At 68.1% G+C, this 23,612-nt stretch carries 13 protein-coding genes and 1 pseudogene; 8 read left to right on the forward strand and 6 right to left on the reverse strand.

Translation table 11 applies throughout. The annotated features are described in order from the left end of the window. Positions 1-34: 34 nt before the first annotated feature. Both F573_RS0108930 and katG read left to right on the forward strand, forming a co-directional pair. Positions 35-877: a PH domain-containing protein gene (locus tag F573_RS0108930; RefSeq protein ID WP_019022293.1), complete on the forward strand. Its 843-nt coding sequence runs from the start codon at positions 35-37 to the stop codon at positions 875-877. Positions 878-1,026: 149 nt separating this feature from the next. Next, entirely contained in the window at positions 1,027-3,252 is a 2,226-nt protein-coding gene (gene katG, locus F573_RS0108935) for a catalase/peroxidase HPI (protein WP_019022294.1), read from the forward strand. Positions 3,253-3,351: 99 nt separating this feature from the next. On the opposite strand, the gene F573_RS0108940 is transcribed toward katG, so the two are convergent. After that, positions 3,352-3,897 carry a hypothetical protein gene (locus F573_RS0108940; RefSeq protein ID WP_019022295.1) on the reverse strand — a complete coding sequence of 182 codons (546 nt, stop codon included), beginning with the start codon at positions 3,895-3,897 and terminating at the stop codon, positions 3,352-3,354. 117 nt (positions 3,898-4,014) lie between these two features. On the opposite strand from F573_RS0108940, the gene F573_RS0108945 reads away from it, so the two are divergent. Further along, on the forward strand, positions 4,015-4,692 hold the full coding sequence (locus F573_RS0108945) for a hypothetical protein (RefSeq protein WP_019022296.1): 678 nt from the start codon (positions 4,015-4,017) through the stop codon (positions 4,690-4,692). Between the two features lie 21 nt (positions 4,693-4,713). On the opposite strand, the gene F573_RS0108950 is transcribed toward F573_RS0108945, so the two are convergent. Together F573_RS0108950 and F573_RS0108955 are read right to left on the reverse strand one after the other, a co-directional pair. Continuing rightward, positions 4,714-5,652, reverse strand: coding sequence for a pentapeptide repeat-containing protein (locus tag F573_RS0108950; protein ID WP_019022297.1), 939 nt, complete (start codon positions 5,650-5,652; stop codon positions 4,714-4,716). Positions 5,653-5,714: 62 nt separating this feature from the next. Beyond that, a complete protein-coding gene (locus F573_RS0108955; protein ID WP_231384403.1) occupies positions 5,715-8,420 on the reverse strand; it encodes a response regulator in 2,706 nt (901 codons plus the stop codon). A 237-nt stretch (positions 8,421-8,657) separates the two neighbouring features. Between F573_RS0108955 and F573_RS15555 the strand changes: the two are divergent. The 5 genes and pseudogenes from F573_RS15555 to thiI form a co-directional block, all read left to right on the forward strand. Continuing rightward, positions 8,658-8,777: pseudogene (locus F573_RS15555) on the forward strand (ESPR-type extended signal peptide-containing protein); the annotation flags it as partial. A gap of 39 nt (positions 8,778-8,816) precedes the next feature. Then, positions 8,817-15,857, forward strand: a complete 7,041-nt coding sequence (locus F573_RS0108965; RefSeq protein WP_231384404.1) for an autotransporter outer membrane beta-barrel domain-containing protein — start codon at positions 8,817-8,819, stop codon at positions 15,855-15,857. Between the two features lie 127 nt (positions 15,858-15,984). Continuing rightward, entirely contained in the window at positions 15,985-17,190 is a 1,206-nt protein-coding gene (locus F573_RS0108970) for a diguanylate cyclase domain-containing protein (protein WP_019022300.1), read from the forward strand. 158 nt (positions 17,191-17,348) lie between these two features. Continuing rightward, positions 17,349-18,317, forward strand: coding sequence for a DUF523 and DUF1722 domain-containing protein (locus F573_RS0108975; protein ID WP_026300871.1), 969 nt, complete (start codon positions 17,349-17,351; stop codon positions 18,315-18,317). Then, entirely contained in the window at positions 18,314-19,813 is a 1,500-nt protein-coding gene (gene thiI / locus F573_RS0108980; protein ID WP_019022302.1) for a tRNA uracil 4-sulfurtransferase ThiI, read from the forward strand. Before F573_RS0108975 ends, thiI begins: the two co-directional genes overlap by 4 nt. 433 nt (positions 19,814-20,246) lie before the next feature. Here the strand turns inward: thiI and F573_RS0108985 are convergent, their stop codons facing one another. From F573_RS0108985 to proV, 3 genes are all read right to left on the reverse strand, one after another. Beyond that, positions 20,247-21,116 (reverse strand): glycine betaine ABC transporter substrate-binding protein, encoded by an 870-nt coding sequence (locus tag F573_RS0108985; protein ID WP_018870509.1) that lies wholly within the window; start codon positions 21,114-21,116, stop codon positions 20,247-20,249. A 75-nt stretch (positions 21,117-21,191) separates the two neighbouring features. After that, the gene (locus F573_RS0108990) at positions 21,192-22,307 is read right to left on the reverse strand and encodes a proline/glycine betaine ABC transporter permease (RefSeq protein ID WP_019022303.1); all 1,116 of its coding nucleotides are present in this window, start codon (positions 22,305-22,307) and stop codon (positions 21,192-21,194) included. A 10-nt stretch (positions 22,308-22,317) separates the two neighbouring features. After that, positions 22,318-23,487, reverse strand: a complete 1,170-nt coding sequence (proV, locus tag F573_RS0108995; RefSeq protein ID WP_019022304.1) for a glycine betaine/L-proline ABC transporter ATP-binding protein ProV — start codon at positions 23,485-23,487, stop codon at positions 22,318-22,320. Positions 23,488-23,612 lie beyond the last annotated feature (125 nt).

The following is a 23,612-nucleotide window of genomic DNA, read 5'->3' on the forward strand; positions in this document are numbered from 1 at the left end:
CTTTTCCGGATACGGATAACCGCAAGAGGGCGTGATGGCGCAGGGTTTCTGGGCACGACTGGGGCGGCAGATGCCGCTGATCCTGGCGGTGGCAACGGTGATCTCGCTGCTGGGGGCCATGCTGGTGCGTGGCGGGAGTTCACTCGGGTTCGTGGCGGCGTTCGTGGTGCTGCTGCCGCTGACACTGGCGGCGACGCTGATCCGCTGGTGGCCGGGCGGGCGCTCGGCCCGCGAGGTCTGTCGTGGCGAGCGCGTGCGCCGCGCCCTGTGGATGCTGGCGGTGGCGCTGATGCTCTCCGCGGTCATCACCCTGGTGGCGGGTGTGGCCTGGTCCGGGGCGCGCGTCGGCAACATGCTGCTGGTCGCGGGCATCCTGCTGTTGCCGCCGGCGGTGCTGATCAGCCTGCTGGTGATCCTGGGGCGGCGTTCCATCGAACTGCGCGAAGAGCTGGAGCCCGGGGCGCATGTGGAGCTGGAGACCAATGCCCACTGGGCGGTGTTTCTGCCGACGCTGGGGGTGCTGGGGCTCACGGCGCTGCTGGCCATCGGCCCGCTCGGGGTGTGGGGGCTGGGCGCGGCCGCGGTGCTCTACCTGGTGATCCTGCCGGGGCTGGCGATTCGGGGGCTGGCCAGTTTCGTCAACTCCGAGGCGGTGCTGACCGATCGTTACCTCCACGTTGCGAGCGGGCTCCTGTGGCAGCGCGCGGTGCGCTTCGATCTCAAGAGAGTCGGCGACATCGGCGTGAAGCAGCACTGGCTGGGTCGGCGCCTGGGCTTCGGCAAGGTCACGGTGGTGGATGCCGACGGGCACGCGAAGGTGGTGCCCGGCCTGCGCGACCCGGCCGGTCTGGTGCAGCGGGCCCGGGCCCGGCTCTGATCCCCAATAGGTTACCTCTATCAAGGCCATGTGAAGTCGATAATGGCTTTTATGGCTGCTCCTGCTATACCTCAGGACAGGGATACGCATGGATCGAACGAGATCGCTTGCGTGCGTGTCCACGAATACAACGCAAGAAGGAGAGAGAGATGGCAGGAGACAAAGCGAACGCCGAAGGCAAGTGCCCGGTGATGCACGGAAGCCGTACCCGCAACGATGCCGGCGGCGGTGGCCCGCGTGACTGGTGGCCCCACCAGCTGAATCTGGGCATCCTGCACCAGCACGGGATCGAGTCCGACCCGCTGGGGCCGGAGTTTGACTACGCCGAGGCGTTCAGCCAGCTGGACCTGAAGGCGGTCAAACAGGATCTGGCCGATCTGATGACCGACTCGCAGGACTGGTGGCCGGCCGACTACGGCCATTACGGCCCGTTGCTGATCCGCATGGCCTGGCACGCCGCCGGGACCTATCGCACCGCCGACGGCCGGGGCGGGGCGTCCACGGGCAACCAGCGGTTCGCCCCCATCAACAGCTGGCCGGACAACGCCAACCTCGACAAGGCGCGGCGTCTGCTGTGGCCGATCAAGCAGAAATACGGCAACAAGATCTCCTGGGCCGACCTGTACATCCTGGCCGGCAACGTGGCGCTGGAGTCCATGGGCTTCGAGACCTTCGGCTTCGGCGGCGGGCGCGAGGACATCTGGGCGCCGGAAGAGGACATCTACTGGGGTGCCGAGGACGAGTGGCTGGCGACCAGCGATCACGCGAAGAGCCGCTATTCCGGCGAACGTGAACTCGAGAACCCGCTGGCCGCGGTACAGATGGGCCTGATCTACGTGAACCCCGAGGGTCCGGACGGCAACCCCGATCCGCTCAAGTCGGCGCACGACATCCGCGAGACCTTCGAGCGCATGGCGATGAACGACTACGAGACGGTGGCCCTGACCGCCGGCGGACACACCTTCGGCAAGGTGCACGGCGCGGGCGACGCCGCCCACGTGGGACCGGAGCCGGAGGCCGCGCCGCTGGAGGAGATGGGTCTGGGCTGGAAGAGCAGCTATGGTTCCGGCAAGGGCCGCGACACCATCACCAGCGGGCTGGAGGGTGCCTGGACCCCGACCCCGCGCCAGTGGGACATGAGCTACCTGGAGGTGCTGTTCAAGTACGACTGGGAGCTGTCGAAGAGCCCGGCCGGGGCCTGGCAGTGGGTGCCGAAGAACCTCGCCGACGAGGACCACGCCCCGGACGCGGAGGACCCGTCGCAGAAGGTGGGCATCATGATGACCACCGCCGACATGGCGATGCGCGAGGATCCCGAGTACCGCAGGATCGCCCTGCACTTCAAGGAGAACCCGGAGGAGTTCGCGGATGCCTTCGCCCGCGCCTGGTTCAAGCTGACGCACCGTGACATGGGGCCGAAGGATCGCTATCTCGGACCGGAAGTCCCCGCCGAGGACCTGATCTGGCAGGATCCGGTGCCACCGGTGGATCACGTGCTGATCGATGCGCAGGATGCCGACCGGCTGAAGGCCGGGATCCTCGCGACCGGACTGACGGTGCAGGAGCTGGTGGCCACCGCCTGGTGTTCGGCGTGCACCTTCCGTCAGTCGGACAAGCGTGGCGGGGCCAACGGGGCGCGTATCCGCCTGGCGCCGCAGAAGGACTGGGAGGCGTTCGAGCCGCAGCAGCTGGCGAAGGTGCTGGACCGGCTGGAGGGCGTGCGCAAGGCCTTCAACGACGAGCAGTATGGCGACAAGCGCATCTCCCTGGCCGACATGATCGTGCTGGGCGGGGCGGCCGCCATCGAGAAGGCGGCGGCGGATGCCGGGCACCCGGTGTACGTGCCGTTCCTCCCCGGACGCACGGATGCGACCGAGGAGCAGACCGACGCCGAGTCCTTCGAGCCGATGAAGCCCGAAGCCGATGGTTTCCGCAATTACCGCCGGGCGCGCTTCACCGTGGCCGAAGAGGAGATGCTGCTGGACCGTGCCCAGCTGCTGGGTCTGACGGCCCCCGAGATGACGGTGCTGGTAGGCGGCATGCGGGCACTGGATGCCAACCACGGGGGCTCGAAGGATGGCGTGCTGACCGAGCGTCCCGGACAGCTGACCAACGATTTCTTCGTGAACCTGGTCGACATGGGCATCGAGTGGCAGCCCGTGGGCGAGGAGTCCGACCGCTTCGAGGGACGTGACCGCGCCACCGGCGAGGTGAAGTGGACCGGGACCCGCGTGGACCTGGTGTTCGGCTCCAACTCGCAGCTGCGGGCCCTGGCCGAGGCCTATGCTCAGGACGACGCGGCGGAGAAGTTCGTCTGGGACTTCGTCGATGCCTGGAACAAGGTGATGAACGCCGATCGCTTCGATCTGATGTAAGCCGAGTGCCGTAAAACCGGAGCCCGCCCCGCTTTGTTCGCCTGTGGGAACCTGCTTGCAGGCGAACAGAGGGCGGGCGCCGGTTCCTTTTTCCCGGCCCTACTCCTGTTCGGGCAGGGTGGTGTCGAACTCCACCTCCACCGAGCGCGTGCGCGACGGATCCGTCTCCTCGCTCAGCGGATTCTCCCGGTGGTGCAACTCGCCCGAAACCCGGCCGCTGATGCGGGCGGTGTCCCCGTCGACCTCCAGGCGGTCGAACTCGTACTCCACATTCTCGAGCTGGTCGTTGCCCACGAAATCGGGGCCGCCGGCCTGTTCGTGATAATAGCTGACCTCCACCCTGCCCACGTTGTCATTGAAGGTCGTCACGCTGACGATCAGCGAGCCCATGGGGTTCGGCGTGCTGCCGTCGCGCAGTCCGTGCAGGTTGAACAGGCGGGCCCCGCCGGGCAGGTCGGTGAAGAAGGCCGGCCCCCCGTCATCCGTGTCGAAGCGCTCCCAGGTCCGTTCGTCACCATCGATCGTGCCGCTCATCACCACCTCGCCGGCGACGGCCTGTCCGCCGGCCAGCGCGAGGGTGGCACCGGCCGCCAGCCCTACCAGCAGGGCGGTACGGGTGCGGGTGTTCGGTTTCGTCGGCTGCATGCTGCCTCCAGTGGAAGGGATGTGGCGAACAGCCTAAACTGCGCCCCTCCCGCCGTCGCCCCTCAAACGCAGGGGAGATCCGTCGAGCCACCGCATGCACAGGGACGAGAAGCCGCGATGAATACCAATACCTTCTATAACCGCCTTTCCGAGAAGATCAGCGATCTGATCCTGGCGGTCATCGCGCTGGGGCTGCTGGTGGTTTCGGTGAAATACGTGCAGTTCCTGACCGATCACCCGTCCACCATCCGGGACCCGGAGTTCTGGAAGCGCATCGTGCTGACGGCGCTGGTCACGGTCTTCACCGCCTACAAGTTCGTCGCTTATTCGGCCTATTTCTGCAATCCCGACAACGGCGCCCGCCTGGCCGGGCTCAGCCCGCGCCGCATCGTGGCCCTGTTCCTGCTGGATCTGGTCGAGGTCACGCTGGTGGCCTGGCTGTACGCCATCCTGCTGATCGGTCACCTGACTTCGCTGGGCGGGCGCGAGGCCGCCACCAGCGTGGAGCTGGGCGCCACCATGCTGCCTTTCCTGTTCCTGTTCCTGGCGCTGTGGCACCTGACCGTGCTGGTCTGGTACTGGGTGGCCCGCGGCGGTTACCGCGACATGCTGATCCACGTCACCTTCGCGCTGGCCTACCTGGCCATGATGACCCTGCTGCTGGCCGCCGACACCGTGCGCTACAAGGAGCTGTTCGACTGGGCCGCGATCGCCTTCTTCGCCGGCTGTGTGGCGCTGCTCTACTGGGTCAAGGGCATCCCCGACATCCGCAACGCCCTCGAAAAACCTGCCTGACACGGGGCTGCCCGGCGCGCATCACTCGCAGGTGCCGACGGCTTCGGGCGGACAGCGCGAGCCGTCCGGCCACAGCGCACGGCCGAGACGGGCGCCGTCGAGCACGGCGTCTTCCGGATTGGCGTCGCGCAGGTCGGCGTGGCGCAGGTCGGCGCCGGAAAGGTCGGCGTCGGTCAGGTCCGCGCCGCGCAGGCTGGCCCCCCGCAGTTGGGCCTCGCGCAGCCGCGCGTCGGCCAGGTTCGCCCGGCTCAGGTCGGCGAATTCCAGCAGGGCCCCGTCCAGCCGGGCCCCCTGCAGGCGGGCACCGGGCAGCCGGGCCTCGCGCAGGCTGGCGCGCGTCAGGTCCGCCTCGCGCAGGTCGGCCACTGGCATCTCGCAGCGGTTCCAGTTGACCTCCGGAGCCGGCGGGGCCGAGCAGTCGCGGGCGGGGGTCTCCGGTGGCGGCTCGCGCAGCAGCCACAGCACCAGGATCGCCACCGCCAGCGTCACCCCCAGCGTGATCCAGCGGCGAGGCCCGCGGAGGATCGCGGGCACGTGCCGTGCCGGGAGGGTCAGCAGTTCCGCCCACTGCTGACGATGGGTCACGGTCTCGGGCGATTCGGGCCGGCGCCGCTCGCCCTGACGACGTTCAAGGAGTTCCGGTGGGGTGTCCTCGTCGGGCGCGCGACGTTCGCGCAGGCGCTCGTCCTCGCGCAGTCGGGCCTGCTGCAGGCGTTCCACCCCCTCCGGGGTGTCGGCATGCAGCAGTTCCTCCGGGATCAGCCCGGGCACCTCGCGCAGCGGGTACCACAGGTGCGGCGTCGGCCCGACTTCGTCGTCCGGAGTGAGCCGCCCGAGGATCAGGTAGCGCCGGATCAGATGCGCCGGAAACGGCCCGTGCACCTCGCCGTCACGCCGGGTGTACCACAGCTCGTAGCCCTCGCTGTCCCGTTCCGGCGTCTCGCCCGGCTCATCGCTCATGGCTGTCCCCTTCCGCACCTGCGTGCAGTGTAGAGGAATACCCGGGTACGCGGGATCGGGTTTCAGGCGAGCCGTTGCTCGATGCGTTGCGCACGTGCCAGCAGGTCCCGCTTGCGTTCCGTGTCTTCGAGTCGGGCGGCCACGAAACGCGCGGTCCGGATCACCAGGCCCCAGCGCGGGCGCCTCGGAAGCGTCTCCGGATCGCAGTAACGGTCCAGCGTGCGGGTCTTGCGTGTGGTGTCATCCAGGGTCACGGTCCACAGGCCGCTTTCTTCCGCCAGATCGGCCCGGGTGAGGCCGGTTTCCAGCTCCCAGTCGCGCAGGCTCCGGGTCAGCAGGGTCGCTAGCTGCGTGCGCAGGTCATCTTCGTCACCGTCCGGCCGGTGTGTCTCCTTTTCTTCCAGGGCCCAGCGCATCTGTTCGTTCTCGTGGACCTGCAACTGGGACTGCACCCGGGCCAGCAGTTCCTGGCGGTAGAACGGCTTGGGCAGGTAGTCGTTGGCTCCGGCCTGCAGCCCTTCGACGATGTCGTGTTCACGCGTTCGCGCGGTGACGAGGATGATCGGCAGCGAGGCCGGGTCGTGTTCCTCGCGCAGTCTGCGGCAGACGGTCAGACCGCTCATGTCCGGCATCATTACGTCCAGTAGAACGAGCTGCGGGGCTTCGCGGGCGATGCATTCCAGTGCCTGTTCGCCGGAACTGGCCCGGTTCGTGCGGTAACCCTCCAGTCCCAGCTGGGTCTCCAGGACACGCGCGGCGCTGTCTTCGTCTTCAACAATCAGGATGTGCGCGCCGGTGGTTGCGTCGGGCCGGGTTGCCGTGGATTCCCCGGCCGGTTCCGGGCCGGTGGGCTGCGCCGGGGTGGTCGACGTCGGGCCGGCAGAGGGGACGGACGCGCGAGCGATCTCGAGGCAGAAACGGGCCCGGGTCCCGCCGTCCGCTCCGCCGGAGAGCTCCAGGCGGGCACCGTGGCGCTCCAGGATCTGTCGGCTGATGGCGAGTCCGAGACCGACCCCGCCGCGTCCGGCATCCGCGGATTCGTAGCCCTGTTCGTAGGGTTCCTGGAGACGTTCGGGATCCAGTTCGGCGATCCCGCTTCCGGTGTCTTCGACTTCCACACAGACGGTTTCACCCTCGCGGCGCGCCCGCAGGACGATGCGGCCCGCATCGGTGTATTTCACTGCGTTGCCCAGCAGGTTGAACAGCACCTGATGCAGGCGGTCGGTGTCGGCCCGTACCGCCGGAAGATCCGGCTCGATCTCGGTTTCCAGTGCCAGCGGCCGGTCACCGAGCAGGGGGCGCACGGATTCCGCGGCCGTGAGCAGAAGCGGGGCCGGCGCGATCGCCTCGGGCCGGATGTGCAGGTCCCCGTGTTTCAGGCGTGTGAACGAAAGAATGTCATCCACCAGCCGGCTCAGGCGGTGCCCGCTGGACTGGATCAGGTCCAGTGCGCGTGCCTGGCGCGGGTCCTCGCGCGGGAGCGATTCGGCCATGCCGATCATGGCATGCAGCGGGGTGCGCAGCTCGTGGGAGGTGCTGGCCAGGAAGTCATCCTTGAGGCGGTTCGCGCGACGCAGCTCGGATTCCAGCCGCTGGCTGCGTTCGAAGGCCCGCGCGTAGCGGCGCGAGAGGGTGATGGCGTGCAGTGCCACCGCAGCCAGGACGCCGGTATTGGCGACCGCGTTGCGTACTCCCATCTCGTTGAACCACAGGATCTGCAGGATCGCACTGCCGGCAACGACTGCGGAGCCGAGCAGGATGGGACCCGCGTCCGGCACTCCCCGCCACCAGGCCCGTGCCACGAACGCCAGGGCCAGCGCCAGCATTCCGGTGAGGAAATAGAGAAGCCAGCCCACGGCTTCGCTGCGGGTCATTTCCGTGCCCAGGAGGGTGATGGCCAGATAGATGATCAGCGGGGCCAGCACCCAGCGCGTGTAGCGCATGGGCAGTTCACGCGGGAACAGCGACGACAGGAACAAAAGATAGAAGGCCGCGGCCGTCAGGGCGGTCAGGCCGTCCAGCGGACGCGCGATCTCGATCGGCACGTGCCAGCCCATATGCACCAGCAGCTGCCCTGTCAGCGCGGTCTGCATTCCCCAGGCGACGATCATGAAGCCGAAGAACAGGTACATGGTCTCGTTCTGGCGCAGACGGAACAGCACCAGCTGGGACAGCCCGAGGAGGACCAGGCCGCCCGAGAGGGCGGCATTGCCGATCAGGTCACGCGCGACGTTGTGCTCCATCACTTCGGGCGTGGCCAGCTCGAGAGGGTGCGGGAAGCCCGCTGCGCGCGAGGTGAAGTTGCTGACATGAAACAGCAGCTCCAGCTCCTCCCCGGGGTTGTCGATGACCACGTGCCGCTCGCCGTAGTCCGGGCGGCTCTCGTCGGCCGAGCTCCCGGGTTCGCCCACCTGCGCCACCCGTTCGCCATCCACGTACAGGCGGTAGGCCGAATACACCATGGGCACGCGCAGCACCACTCGTGCGGGCGGGTCTTCCAGTGCCACGCGCAGACGAAAGCCGCCATGGCCGGCAGCGGGAAGGGCGGTTCCGTCGATGGCCAGCCCGGTCCAGCTCCCGGGCAGCTCCATGCGGGCGTCCGGTTCGTCCTCCGCGCCCGGTTCCGGAAACTTCTGCCAGAAGAACTCCCAGGGGCTGTCCAGGGAGTGTACGTCCTCCCCGAGGTCGAGGGGCGGTGTGCCGGCGTCCGCCGTCGGGGCCGAAAGCCCGAACAGCAGGGCGAGCACCAGCGCGAAGACCACTGTCACCGCCGCTTCCGGCGGGCCGCGACGCGCGCGGGCCGGGTTCATGTCTGCGGGGTGTTGCGGGGTCCGGGCATCTCTGGATCCATCCAAAGTACTGTTTCCAAAGAAGTATACATTCTGTTCCGGATTGTTCCTAGGCAGCGCTCGCGGCCCGCGGGCAGTTTGACGCGTTCATGAGAACGCCCGGGCCGCATTCGTTTGGCGGGCGAAAAAACGGAACTCCAACGGAGAACGGACACCATGAACCAGACCTTCCGCCTCGTCTTCAATCGCGCTCTTGGAACCTGGCAGGTTGCCGCCGAGATTGCCCGCGGCCGTCGCAAGGGGTGTGGTCGTCGAACCCGGTCCATGGGCGCTCCGGGTCGTTTTCGAGGCGTTCTGACAGGGGCGCTTGCCGTTGTGTTGCTGTTTCCGACCAGTGCTCACGCGTTGTGGGACTGGTTATGGACCGGCGAAGACAGTGCCGACTGGTTCGCCGCCGGTAACTGGTGGGACGACGATGGGGAGTCCACGGGTGCGCTCCCCGGGGGCGGTGACTCGGTGCTGATTGCCCGGGAAGGCGTGCATGGAGGCAATCCCTGGCCGGTGATCGACGGAGAAGAGGCGACTGTCGACTGGCTTAGCGTGGGGGCGGATCCGGAAACTGCCGAGCTGACCATCCGGAACGGCGGGGTTCTGGACGCGAGGAATGTGGGTATCGGGAGCGACCTGACGGACAGTGACGCCGGCGTCCGTGGCCGCGTGACGGTCACCGGCGAGGGCAGTGAACTGGTGGTGGATGACCCTGATGGTGGCTTGTCCGTCGGCTACTACTCGAACAGCACGGCGGAGCTGTTCATTGAGGATGGAGGAGTGGTGCAGGCGAGCCAGTCCGACGTTGGTGTTCCCAACCTTGTGGGCGGCGATGGCGGGGCCTCGGGCTATGTGGAAGTCATTGGTGAAGGATCAAGGTTCACGAACATCGGCGATCTGGATTTGGGGGGATTGTCCCAGTTCGGGTCAAGTCTGGGTGTAACCGGCAACGTGAGGGTGATCGACGGAGGCAAGCTGGATGTCACCGGGGAGCTGGGGCTTGGCTCTGAGCCGGGGAGCGTCGGCCTGCTGGAGATCGGAAGCAGCGGGGAAGACGCCCCGGGCCATGTGTATGTCCAGGATGGCATCGTGGCCAGAGAAGGCGAGTCGTTGATCCATTTCCAGCACGGGGATGAGGACTACTATTTCACCGAAGACGGGACTATTGAGGGACAGGCGCCGGCACTGGAAGGGGCACTGAATCTGCACCATTACGGGACCGGGCAAACCCTCCTGACCGGGCACACCCATGAACTGACGGGGGTGGTTGACGTTCACCGGGGGACCCTCGGGGTCGAAGAAGGGAGCATGGATCTGCAATCGGAGCCCCTCCGGGTGCTGGACGAAGGGACCTTTTTCGTGGGGGCTGGCGGACAGCTGGACGCCAAAGAGGTCGAGGTCGGTGAAGACCCGGGGGAACCGGGTCGCCTCCAGGTTGCAGAGGGTGGTCACCTGGATGTCTCGGACGGTCTGCTGCTCGGTGGTGAAGGTGAAGGTGAGCTGGAGCTGGCTGGCGGGAGCGAGGGCGAGCTCGAGTCTGCGGTTGCGGGCCGCGACAGCGGGGGAAGCGGCCGTGTCGAAATCGACGATTCCTCTTTGGCGGTGGCGCGTGGGTTCACCCTGGGGCGGGCAGGAACCGGAGAGCTGGTGCTGACCGATGGAGGTCAGCTGGATACCGCAACGTCGATCCTCGGAGAAGAGGCGGGTGCTGAAGGTGAAGTGCATCTTGAGGCAGGCCTCTGGATCAGCCGGGGTGAATTGACGGTGGGAGATGCCGGTGCCGGCACGGTTACCGTCGAGGAAGGTCTGGTTGAAACGGACGACGTCGCGAACTTCGGGGCTTCTGATTCTGGCGAAGGGACACTGGAGGTCCTCGGCGAGGATGCCGAATTCCTGGGTCGTGTCGGGATTGGCAAGAAAGGGCACGGGGTTCTGGAGGTCAGGGATGGCGGGCGCGTCGGTGGTAACCAGCTTTATCTGGCCCAGAGGGAAGGCGGGAGTGCTGAAGGTCGTATCACCGGAGAAGGGACCCGAATCGACCGCGGGGATGCGGACCTGAACACCGTAGCGGTGGGCAGCAGGGGCACGACCCGGCTGGAAGTATCGGACGGCGCGGAACTGGCCGCGACAAGGTTGTTTCTGGGCCGGTATCCCGGAGCAGAAGGGCATCTCGTTCTCGGGGACGGCGAGAGGGCCGGCATCCTGAAGGTGGACGAGACGTTCGAAGTCGGCGACGGCCACGGGATCCTCGAGTTCGATCACGCGCAAGCGCCTTATCACTTCACCGATACCGGGGAGGACGACGGAACCGAAGTCGCTCTGTCCCGCGAGGTGGAGCTGCGCCATACCGGGGAAGGCACCACGGTGTTTTCCGGGGATTATGCACTGGGCGCAGACTCGATCATTGAGGATGGCACCCTGCAGGTCGGCGCAGGGGATGAATCCGGATCCATCGAGGGACGGGTCGAGAACGACGCCGTGCTGGCCTTCAACCGCGCCGACGAGTACACGGTCGAGGCGGACGTCTCGGGGGGTGGTGACCTGGTCCAGCGTGGCGAGGGCACGCTGATCCTGGACTCGGAGCAGGACTACACCGGCGAGACCCGGGTGGAGTCCGGCACCCTGGTGGCGGATGCGGATCTGAGTGCGGCCTCGGCGCGCGTGCTGGAGGGGGGTACGCTGGCCGGGCGCGGAACCCTGGGGGATACCACCGTGGAAGATGGGGGTCGTCTGGATCCGGGCAATTCGGTCGGCAGCCTGACCGTGGACGGCGATTTGCTGCTTTCCCCCGAGTCGCGGCTGGACTTCGCCCTGGGCGCACCCGGCGAGGATGAGCCGGATGCCGGTACCAGCGACCGCATCGAGGTGACTGGCGACCTCACTCTGGACGGGGTGCTGGACCTGCGTCAGAGCGAGGATGGGGACGATGGCGACGCCGGGTTCGGGTATTACCGGCTGATGACCTGGGATGGCTCGCTCACCGACAACGAACTGGAGATCGGCGAGAGCCCGGAACTGGACGAGGGGGCCCTCTTTCTGCTGAACCCGGAAGGCGGGTATCTGGACATGCACGTCGTGGTCGCCGGCGATGACACCCTGCAGCACTGGCAGGGTGGTGACGGGACCTGGAGCGACGCCTCCGAGCAGTGGATGAACGATGGCGGCGAGGTCGCCGTTCCCTGGGCCGGCAACCATGGCGTGTTCCGGGACGAAGGGGATTATCGGGGCGGGACCGTTGAGGTCGAGGGCACCCAGTCGTTCAAGGGCCTGCAGTTCGTCGACGAGGATTACCGCCTGGAAGGACCAGGGGCCATCGCCCCCGACGCCGACGAGGACGGTGAACTGCGGGTGCTGGCGGACCGCGCCGAGATCGCGGTGGACATCACCGGTGATGGCGAGTTGTACAAGACCGAAGGCGGTACTGCCGTCCTGACCGGCGAGGCCACGCACACCGGCGGCACTCGAGTCGAATCCGGTGCCCTGCAGGTGGGCGATGGCGGAACCGAGGGCCGGCTGGCCGGGGATGTGGAACTGCTGGAGCCGGGCACCCTGCGGATGGACCGTAGTGACATCGCGACTCTGGACGGAGACGTAACCGGCGATGGCGACCTGGTGCATGCCGGCGACGGGACGCTGGTGCTGACCGGCGACTCGGCGCCCGGAGAGACCCTCATCGAAGGCGCCACCCTGCAGGTCGGGGACGGCGGCGAGGCCGGGACGCTCAATGGCGAGGTGCACAATGAGGGCACGCTGGCGTTCGATCGCGCCGATACGGTCGTGTTCGGCGGCGCACTCGAGGGCGAGGGCGATCTCGTCCAGCGTGGTGAGGGCACGCTCGCGGTCGACGGGGCTCAGGCGCTGGAAGGCGAGACCCGCGTGGAGTCCGGCGTGCTGCGGGTCGACGGTGATCTGGGGCGCTCCGCCACCACGGTCACCGACAACGCCACGCTGGCCGGCGACGGCACGGTCGGTGCGACCCGCGTCGAGGACGATGGCGTAATGGACCTTTCGGCCGGGGCCGGGGCACTGCGGATCGACGGCGATCTGGCACTGGACCCGGGCGCCACGCTGGATGTGGCGCTGGGAGAACCGGGCGAAGAAAACCCCGCCGACGGCGTGAGCGGCCGCGTGGAGGTCGCTGGCGACCTCACGCTGGATGGCACCCTGGATCTGCGCGCCAGCGAGGCCCCGGATGCCGGCGATCCCGGGCTCGGTTACTACCGCCTGATGACCTGGGAGGGAGACCTGGATGACCGCGGCCTGGCTGTCGGCGACCTGCCGGAACTGGAAGAGGATGTCCTGCACGAGCTGCAGTACGGCGATGACCGGCTGGACCTGTTCATCGGTCTTGAAGGCGATGACAGCCTGCAGCACTGGCAGGGTGGTGACGGCGTCTGGAGCGATGATGGCGCTGACTGGCTGAACAAGGACGGTGAGATCGCCGTCGCCTGGGGCGGGCAGCACGCGGTGTTCAAGGACGCCGACCCCTATCGCGGCGGCACCGTCGAGGTCGAGGGTACGCAGGCCTTCGAGGGCATGCAGTTCGTTGACAGTGGCTATCGCTTGCGGGGTGACGGCGAGCTCGAGACATCCGACGAAGGCGAGATCCGCGTGCTCGCCAGCCATGCCGAGATCCGGACGGATATCACGGGGTCCGGCGCGCTCACCAAGACCGAAGAGGGGACCCTGCTGTTCTCGGGGGATGCCGATCATGCCGGCGGTACCGATGTCGAGGCCGGGGAACTGCTGCTCGACGGCGGGTCCATCGAACACGCGGGTGCGGAAACCCGAGTGGGCATCGAAGGAGGCACGGCCCGCCTTGGCGTGGAGGACGGCGCGACCGTGCGGGATGGCGGCGCCACCCTGGGTGAATTCGAGAACGCTGCCGGTCATGCCCGTGTGCAAGGTGCCGGCTCACGCTGGGAGAGCGCTGGCGGCCTGCGGGTCGGTGCCGCCGGTGAGGGAGAACTGGAGCTTCGGTCCGGAGGCGAGCTGGCCAGTGAGTTCGCCTACGTCGGGGCCGCCGGGACCGGCAGCGGGCGCATGCACGCCAGTGGCGACGGCACCCGCGTCGATATCGCGGACGATCTGATCGTCGGTGACGGCGGGCAGGGCCGGGTCGAAGTCGAACGGGGTGCGTGGCTCGGCGCCGGGGCACTGGATATCGGGTACGCGGACTCGGCCGAAGGCAGCGCGAAGGTGGCGGGTGCCGGCACCGAACTGGAGGTCGACGGGCGCCTCACCGCGGGTACATTTGGTGAAGGCGAACTGGCGATCGCGGATGGCGCCGACGTGCGGGCCGGGAGTGGTTCAGTCGCCCGGTTCGCCGATGCCGGCGGGCAGGCCGCGGTCACCGGTGAGGGCTCGCAGTGGGCGATGGACGGCATGCTCGAGGTCGCCGCGGGTAGGGATTCCACAGGAACCGTTCAGGTCGCCGAGGGCGGTCGGATCAGCGCCGGTGCGGGCGTGGCCCTGGGTGCGGGAGCGGACAGCGAAGCCACCCTGGAGATCGGCGGCACGGACACGGCCGGGGTCGTGGAGGCCGAACGGATCGAAGGAATGGGAGACGGCGCCACCCTGAGTCTCACGCACGGTCAGGAGGACTATCACCTGACCTCCGACGGCACCGCCGGAGGAGACCCGGTGACGCTCTCCGGCGACCTCGACGTGGTGCACGCGGGCGCCGGCATGACCGTCATCGAGGGCGAACACGACCTGAGCGGCGATGCGGACGTGCATGGCGGCAACCTGCGCGTGAACGGCTCCATGGCCGATTCGGCGGTTACCGTGCACGCCGGCGGGGTGATCTCCGGCACCGGCACCGTGGGCGACCTGAACGTGGCGTCCGGGGGGCAGGCGCGGCCCGGCAACTCGGTGGGCGCGCTTGCGGTGGCCGGCGACATGACCCTGGAATCGGGCAGCGTCCATGTGGTGGAAGTCTCCGAGGACGGATCGGAGGCGGACCGTACCGGCGTCGGCGGGGAGCTGACCATCGAGGACGGGGTGCGGCTCCACGTCACCGAAGAAAACGGCGGAGATGGTCGTCTGTTCGAAGGTGACGAAATCACTCACACCGTGCTGGCGGCGGAAGGCGGCGTGGACGGTAGCTTTGACGAGGTCTCCGACGGTTTCGTCTTCCTGGATACTTCGGTGGCGTACTCCGATACCGGGGTGCAGCTGACCCTGTCGCGGGTGGCGGTGTTCGAGAGCGTGGCGGAAACCGCCAACCAGCGGGCCGTCGCGGGGGCCCTCGATGAACTGGCCGGCGACGAACGCGTTTCCGCGCTGGTGGATTCGCTGCTGGTCCGGGATACGCGCGGTGCCCGTGCCGGTCTGGATTCCCTGAGCGGTGCGGATCATACCCATGCCCAGCAGATCGGCATGCGCAGTGACCAGCGTTTCCGAGGTCTGCTTCGGGGACGCATGGGGGGTACAGTTCCTCCGGCCGCCGGGGAGGTGGCAAGTCTGTCCGACCTGGCCGGTACGCAATGGGCCTCCGCGGGCAGGCCGTCCGGTACTTCGGCAACGAGCACGCCGGAATCGGACCGCCACTGGTGGGTGCGTGCCCAGGGCGGTCAGGGGAAGATCGATGATACCTCCGGTGCGGCCGGCTCGGACTACAGTTTCGGAGGCATTGCGCTGGGGGCCGACACCTCCCTGGGAGAAGATGGCTTCATGGGGGTCGGCCTGGGCTTCAGCCGGACAACCGCGGACAGTGGCACGACCGATATCGACGTGGATTCCTGGCAGGTGGCCGTCTACGGCGGCTGGGAACGCAACGGTTATTACGTCCGCGGTGATGTTGGTGCGAGTTACCACGACGCCGAAACCGATCGCGACGTTGCCCTGACCGGTGACACCGCGGAGGCGTCCTATTCCGCGACTGGCGTTGGGGCCGGCGTGGAATTCGGGCGCGGCTTCGACGTCGGAGAGCGGACCCGCGTGGCGCCATTTGCCGGACTGGATTATCAGCAGCAGAGCCGCGGGTCGTTCACCGAATCCGGCGCCGGCCAGGCGAACCTGCAGGTGGACAGCGAGCGCGAGCATTCGCTGCGGACCCGGCTGGGCGTGAATCTGGACCAGCATTTCGAAACCGCGGGCGGGGCGGAACTGATGCCGAACGTCGAGGTGGCCTGGCTGCAGGAGCATGGTGACCGGGCCAGCGAGATGCGCACGGCTTTCGACGGGGCATCCGAGCAACGGTTCACCATAGAGGGGCCGGAACTCAGTCGTGACCGGATCCACGTGAATGCGGGAGTGAGCGCCCGTTTCGGTGAAGGGAGTCGGGTGGATGTCGGTTATCACGGCGAATTCGCGAGTTCCGATGACGTCCACGCGGCGGGGGTCACCTTCCGGCAGAGCTGGTAGGGCGACTGTCTGCAGCGTTCCCGGCCAGCGTGCGTGGCCCGCAAGACCGCCCGGTTTGCGCGGTTGTGTTGCCGGGGGTGTGATGGCGTTCGCATAGTGCATTTCGCGCGTCGTTCGTGGGGGATGCATGCAGTTTTCGCAACGGGTGCAGCGGATCAGCGGGCGGCTGGTGAACGCGATCACCCTGGCCTTCGTGATCCTGCTGGCGGGGATGCTGGTGGTGGTGGCCAACAGCGTCTGGCAGAACCAGCGGCTGCTGGATGAGCTCCACCACATGACCGAGGAACGGGCCCAGCGGATCCAGCTGGCGTCCGATCTGCTCGAAGCGGCCTACAACCGGCACCAGACCATGGTGAATCAGGTGCTGACGGATGATCCGTTCGAGCGCGACGATCTGTTGATGGAGTATCACCGCTGGGGTCACCGCGTCGGCGAGGTCCGCGAGGCCCTGGACGAGCGCGTGACCGAGGCGGTGGCCCGCGAGCGGCTGGAGGAGCAGGATGCTCTGATCCCGGAGATCGTGGAGCTGCAGGACGAGGTGGTGGATCTCGCGGCGCGCGACGAGATCGAGCCGGCGATGGCGATCCTGAGCGAGCGTCTGTTCGAGCTGGATCGGGAGTTCGACATCTCGATCGAGGAGATGCGGGCCCACGAGCGGGCGCAGATGGAGGCCGCGGCCGAACGCGCGCGCGAGGTCGGGGCCAATACGCAGCGGTTCATGCTGGTGTTCGGGGGAGGCGGCGTGCTGTTCGCCCTGGCCCTGACGCTGGTGACGCGCCGGACGCTGGTGGCGATGCATCATGATCTGCGGGAACAGGCCTCCCGGCTGGAGGAGGCCGGCCGTCGGCTGGAGCACGAGGCCACGCACGATGCCCTGACCGGCCTGCCCAACCGGCGTGCCTTCTATCGACAGCTGGAGGAGGCGATCGAGCGCGCGGGTGAGACCGGCGAAACGTTCTCGGTGGCCTTCATCGATCTGGACCAGTTCAAGCCGGTGAATGACCGCCTGGGGCATGCCGCGGGGGACGAGCTGCTGGGCGTGGTGGCCCGGCGGCTGCAGGAGGCGGTGCCGGAGGCCGCGTGCGTGGCGCGGGTGGGCGGCGACGAATTCGCCGTGCTGGTGGCGGGCGAGGCGGCGTCGGAGACGGCCGGCGAACGCCTGAAGTCGGTGGTGAGTCGGCCGGTGCAGCTGGCCGCGGGCGAGGTGACGCCCGCGATGACCCTGGGCTGGGCCGACGGGCCGGGGGACGGTGATCCGGATACGCTGCTGGGGCGCGCCGATCGCGAGATGTATGCCCGCAAGGCGGGGCGTACCCCGGCGCCGTCCTTGTAGCGACGGGGCACCGTGCGAAGAGGGCCGCCAGGGCTCGGCCGGACCCTGCGGACGCACTTTCCCGGAGGTTTCCATTTCCTTTGACCTTCGGGGGCGCCTACCATGTGCGCTCCGAAGTACCGAGAACCGGGGCCGGTGGAAGGCCACGGCGCGCAACGATGAACGATCCCGACACTGTCCCGCCACGACCCCGTCTGGGGGTCTCGCGCTGCTTGCTGGGCGAGCGGGTGCGCTACGATGGCGGTCACCGCCGCGACGACTGGCTGACGCAGGTGCTGCTCCCGCATGTGGAGCTCGTGGCCCTGTGTCCGGAGGCCGAGGCCGGTCTGGGCACGCCACGCGAGCCGATGCAGCTGGAGCGCGGCCCCGGCGAACGGCTGCGTCTGCGCGGCCGCGAGAGCGGGCAGGACCATGCGCCGGTGCTGCAGGCCTGGATCGACCGGCGGCTGCCGGAGCTGGAAGATGCGGACGGGCCGGACGGGTATCTGCTGAAGGCACGTTCGCCCAGTTGCGGGCGTGCGGTGCCCGTCAACGGTCAGCGCGAGCCGCGTCCGGGACTGTTCGCTGCGGCGCTGGAAACGGCCGACCCGTCGCGGCTGCTGGTGGACGAGAGCGTGCTGCACGATGCGCCGGCGCGCGAGGCCTTCGTGATCCGGCTGTTCGCGCTGGCGCGGCTGCGCGAGCGCCTGGCCGGCGAGTGGAGCGCCGGTGACCTGTCGGCCTTCCATGCGCGCGAGAAGATGCTGCTGCTGGCCCATGGCCGGCCGGACTACGACCACCTGGGGCGTCTGGTGGCGGCCGCCGGGACGCGTCCGCGCGCGGAGCTGGCGGCCGAATATGCAGCGATGTTTGCCCGGGCGCTTGCGCGCGGGACCACGCGCGGCGCGCACGTGAACGTGCTGCAGCACCTGCTGGGGCATTTCCGCGAATATCTGCCCGCGGACGAACGCGCGGACCTGCAGGCCGCCATCGAGGACTTCGGCGCGGGCCGCCGGGACCGCATGTCGGTAGTGCGCCGGCTGCGGGAGCGCGCGGATGCGCTGCAACTGGACTGGGTGCGCCGGCAGAGCTATCTGCGGCCGGCGCCGGATGAACTGCTGACGGGTGAAGACCCCGCGACCGAATGACTGCCGAATCCGATCTGATCATTCTCCGCCAGGCGCCGGAGATCCACCTGAAGGCGCCCGGCACGCGGCGCCATTTCACCCGCATCCTGCAGCGCAACCTGCGCCGGGCACTGGAGGTCGTGCCGCACCGTCTGGCCACCGCACAGGGGCGCCTGCTGCTGCGCACGGCGGAGCGCGAGCGGGCGCTGGAGATCCTGCCGCGGGTGTTCGGCCTGAGCACCTTCTCGCCGGTGGTGGCCGAGGTCGAGCCGGAACTGGAGGCCATCGTCGACGGCGTGCGGCGGCATTTCACCGAGGTGGTGCGCGGCCGGACCTACGCGGTGCGCTGCAAGCGCCAGGGCACCAAACGCGTGTCGGCCACCCGCATCGAGCGCGAGGCCGGTGCGGTGCTCAACGGTCCCGGACAGGTGAACCTGGATGCGCCCGACGTCACCGTGCGCATCGATCTGCAGGAAGACCGGGCCTGGCTGTTCAGCGAGCGGCGGCGCGGGGCCGGCGGGCTGCCGCTGGGAGTGCAGGGGCGCACCCTGGTGCTGCTGTCCGGCGGCTTCGATTCGGCGGTGGCCGCCTGGTACATGATGCGGCGCGGCACCACGGCGGATTTCGTGTTCTGCAACCTGGGCGGGCCCACGCACGAGGCGATGGTAGCGGCGATCGCGCGGCGTCTGGCGGGCGACTGGGCGCATGGCACCCGTCCGCGGCTGTACGTGGTTGACTTCGACGCGGTGGTGGAGGATCTGCGCGCCAGCGTCCCCGGCGATATGTGGCAGATCGTGCTCAAGCGGCTGATGTATCGCGCGGCCGAGGCGGTGGCGGCGCGCAGCGGGGCCGAGGCCCTGGTCACCGGCGAGGCCCTGAGTCAGGTGTCCTCGCAGACCCTGTCCAATCTGCAGACCATCGACGCGGTGGCCACGCTGCCGGTGCTGCGGCCGTTGATCGGTTTCGACAAGCAGGAGATCACCGACCGTGCGCGGGCGATCGGCACCTTCGAGCTGAGCGAGCGCGTGCCGGAGTTCTGCGCGCTGACGGAGCAGCCGCCGCTGGTCGAGAGCCGGACCTCGCGCATCGAACGGGCGGAAGAAGCGCTGGATCCGGCCATTCTGCAGCGAACGATCGACGCGGTGTGCGAGCGCGATCCGCTGGCGGCGGATGACGGACCGGCTGGAGTCGCGGGCGAGGGCGAAGGGATCTTCGTGGACCGCATCCCCGAGGGGGCCACGGTGATCGACTGCCAGCCACCGGAGGCCTACCGGCAATGGCACTGGCCGGGGGCGGAGAACCATCCGGCCGACACCCTGCTGCAGGCCTTCGCCGACTGGCCCGCCGACCGCGAATACGTGCTCTACTGCCAGCGCGGCAGCAATTCGGCGGTGATCGCCGAACGCATGCAGCGGGCCGGGTTCCGCGCGCGGGCCTTCCGCGGCGGGCTGAACCGCCTGAAAAGGCAGGAGGCCAGCCCCCTGGCCGATTCGGCGCAAGGGATTACCCGGACGTGAGATCGGCCGGAGGGCCGGCCTCCTACGCGGCCGGGTTTGGCCGTAGGAGGCCAGCCTCTGGCCGATCCAGGCATCAGGCCCGGCCCCATCGGCCGGAGGGCCGGCCTCCTACGTGGCCGGGTGCAATTGTAGGAGGCCAGCCCCCTGGCCGATCCGGCGCAGGGGGTTACCCGGACGTGAAATCGGCCGGAGGGCCGGCCTCCTACGCGGCCGGGTCCAACCGTAGGAGGCCAGCCTCTGGCCGATCCAGGCATCAGGCCCGGCCCCATCGGCCGGAGGGCCGGCCTCCTACGTGGCCGGGTGCAACCGTAGGAGACCTGCCCCCTGGCCGATTAAAGGCCCGATCGGGGAGGGCGCCGGATACAAAAAAGGCCCGACCAGAAGGCCGGGCCCGGGGGCAGCGCGAGGCTGCCGGAGCGTTCCCTGGACGGGATCAGTTACGGGCGCAGGCCACCCATTCGTCGACCAGCCCGGCCTCGTCATTGAAGAACTTGTCCACCGCGTGGCCGGTGGACTCCTCGTCGGCCAGATACATGTACTCGTTGAGCAGGTCGATGTCGATGTTCATGCAGCCGGCAAAGGCGGCGACCTCGGGATGGTCGTCGGCAAAGCCGGTGCGCGACATGGCGTGGATGGATTCGGCACCGCCCAGGGCACCCTTCGGATCCTCGAGGTATTCAAGCTCGTAGGCACCCAGCTTCCAGTGCGGGCTCCAGCCGGTGACCACGATGGCGTCGTCACGACGGATGGCGCGGTCGAGCGCGGCGGTCATGGCGGCGTCGGAGGCCTCGATCAGGGTGTAATCCAGCTCGTATTCCTCGATGGTGTCGTGCGACAGACGGGTCAGACCGGCGCCCGGGTCGATGCCCTGGATCTCGCCGTTCAGGCGATCGCGCCATTCGTCATCGCGCAGGTCTTCGATGGAGGTTAGGCCTTCGGCGTGCAGCGAGGCGGGCACCAGCCAGCCCAGCTTGGCATTGTCGTACAGCACGCCCAGGTCAACGATGTCATCGCCGAACTGGTCGATGTAGTCCTCGTGGGTGATCGGCTGCCAGGACATCAGCATCAGATCCAGGTCGCCCCCGGCCAGACCGGCGTACTGCGGGGCGATGTCGGTCTGCACCAGCTCCACGCCGGTGTCCAGGCGTTCCTGGATCACGCGGTCGGCGACCTGGGTGATGAACTCGGCATCGGCCCAGGCGGTCCAGCCGATGCGCACGTCGTCCGCCTGCGCGGCGGAGGTCGCCATGCCCAGGGACAGGGCAGCGGCCGTGGCGGTCGTCAGCAGTTTCTTCTTCATCATGGTTACGGTTCTCCTTGTTGCTTCTTGAGCATCCGGCCGCCGGGATTCGGGGCGGCCGCGTGGATGAACGGATGATCAGGCATCGGCCTTCTGCCGGCCGCTGAAGAACCAGCGCAGCAGATTGCCGTAGGCATTGCCCTCGCGCCGGCGCTGGCCAAAACTCTGACTGATACGGTCGAGCAGAATCGCGAGGAATACCACGGCCAGACCGCCCTCGAAGCCGACGCCGACCTGCAGACGCTGGATGCCGGTGAGCACGGTGCCGCCGAGGCCGCCGGCGCCGATCATCGACGCGATCACCACCATGGACAGCGCCAGCATGATGGTCTGGTTGATGCCGGCCATGATCGACGGCATCGCCAGCGGCAGCTGGATCTTGAACAATAGCTGACGCGGGGTGCAGCCGAAAGCCTGTCCCGCCTCCACGTGCTCGCGGCTGACCTGGCGGATGCCGAGATTGGTCAGACGCACCGCCGGCGGCATGGCGAAGATCAGCGTGGCGATCGCGCCGGGCACGGTCCCCAGGCCGAAGAAGATCGCCGCCGGGATCAGATACACGAACGGTGGCATGGTCTGCATCAGATCCAGGACCGGGCGCACCAGCATCTCCACGGTGTCGTTGCGCGACATCGCAATGCCGATCGGCAGGCCGATGATCAGGGCGGCGATGGACGAGGCGACCACCAGCGACAGGGTGCGGATGGTCTCCGGCCAAAGCTCCATCGAGAAGATCAGCAGCAGCGCCACCGCCGCGAACAGCCCGAAGCGCCAGCCCACGCGCCATATCCCGCCCAGCACGATCAGCACGGCCAGCACCCAGGGTGGCGGGAACCACAGCAGCGCCTGCACGGTTTCGGAGAACACCCCGAGCCCGAAGGCCGCGGCCAGTACGCCGGTGGTGATGGCCCCGGCCTTGATGCCGAAGCGCATCCACACGCCCGCGGCGATCAGGAAGGCGGTCAGCCACAGCGGATACAGAAGCAGGAATTCGGTCGCGTCCACCAGGGCGCGGATGACCGCCTCGATCCCGTCCAGCAGTCCCTGGAGGTTGTCGCTGATCCAGTCGACCCCGTCCTCGATCCAGTCACCGATGGTGATCGGCTCCAGTACGGTCTCGTTGAACCACTCGGCCAGTGCTTCGAGCGGCCCGATGGTTTCGTGGTCCTGGAGGTCCGGTTCGTCTTGCGTCATGGGGGTGGGCCTACTGATGGGTCCGGTCGAGGGTTTGCAGGAGGTCGCGCTGCGAGAGGGTCCCGATGAAACGGCCGTCTTCCACCACGACCAGCGGCCAGTCACTGGCGGCGGCGCGGCCGAGGACATCGGACATGGCGGTAGAGGCCTCCACCGTGTCGATGCCGTCGATGCGTGCGGCGTCGAGATCGGCGGCGTCCGCCAGGCTGCGGGCGGACACCAGGCCGCGGAAACCATCCGATTCGTCCAGAAGGACCGCGCAGCCATCGGCACCCAGCTGTTGCCGGGCCCCGGCGGCGTCCGCCTGCCCGGTCTGCAGCAGTGGCATGGCATCGTGGCGGGCGATATCGCCGGCGGAGTACACCTGGCTCACGTCCACGCCGTAGAAGAACGAGCGGACGTAGTCGTTGGCCGGGTTCGACACGATCTCCTGCGGCGTGCCGATCTGGACCACCTGCCCGCCCTGCATGATCGCGATGCGGTCGCCGATGCGCATGGCCTCGTCGAGGTCGTGCGAGATGAACACCACCGTGCGGCTCTTTTCCTGCTGGAGACGCATGAGCTCGTCCTGCATCTCGGTGCGGATCAGCGGGTCCAGCGCGGAGAAAGCCTCGTCCATCAGCAGGATGGTGGGGTCGGTGGCCAGGGCGCGGGCCAGGCCGACACGCTGCTGCATGCCGCCGGAGAGTTCGTCGGGGTAGCTGTTGGCATGCGCGCCGAGCCCCACGGCCTCCAGGGCCTGCAGGGCCCGTTCGTGCTGGCGGGCACGATCGAAACCGGAGACGTCCAGGCCCAGCGAGGCGTTCTCGATGACGGTCTTGTGCGGGAGCAGGGCGAACGACTGGAACACCATCGACATGTCGCGCCGGCGCAGGTCGATCAACTGCCTGCGGCTCATGCGGGTGATGTCCTCGCCGTTTACGTACAGGTGTCCGGCGGTGGGCTCGATCAGGCGGTTGAACATCCGGACCATGGTCGACTTGCCCGAACCGGACAGACCCATGATCACGAAGACCTCGCCCTCGCGGATGCTGAAACTGGCCTCGCGCACGCCCACGGTATTGCCGGTGCGGGCGAAGATCGCATCCTTGTCCAGACCCTGCTCCATCAGTTCCAGGGCGCGGTGCGGGCGAGGCCCGAAAATCTTGTAGAGATCTTCTACGACGAGCTTGTCACTCATGCGCGTACCGTTCGGGGTTCGGGTGGGGCGTTGTGGTGCGGCTCGCGGACCGGGTGCTTCCGGCGGTTCCTCATATACTGATACAGAAGTTGTCGCTTTCCTGCAACGTGTTCCCCGTATTTGCA

It is taken from the genome of Thioalkalivibrio sp. ALE23, assembly GCF_000378545.1.
In the GTDB taxonomy this organism is placed as follows: Bacteria; Pseudomonadota; Gammaproteobacteria; order Ectothiorhodospirales; family Ectothiorhodospiraceae; genus Thioalkalivibrio.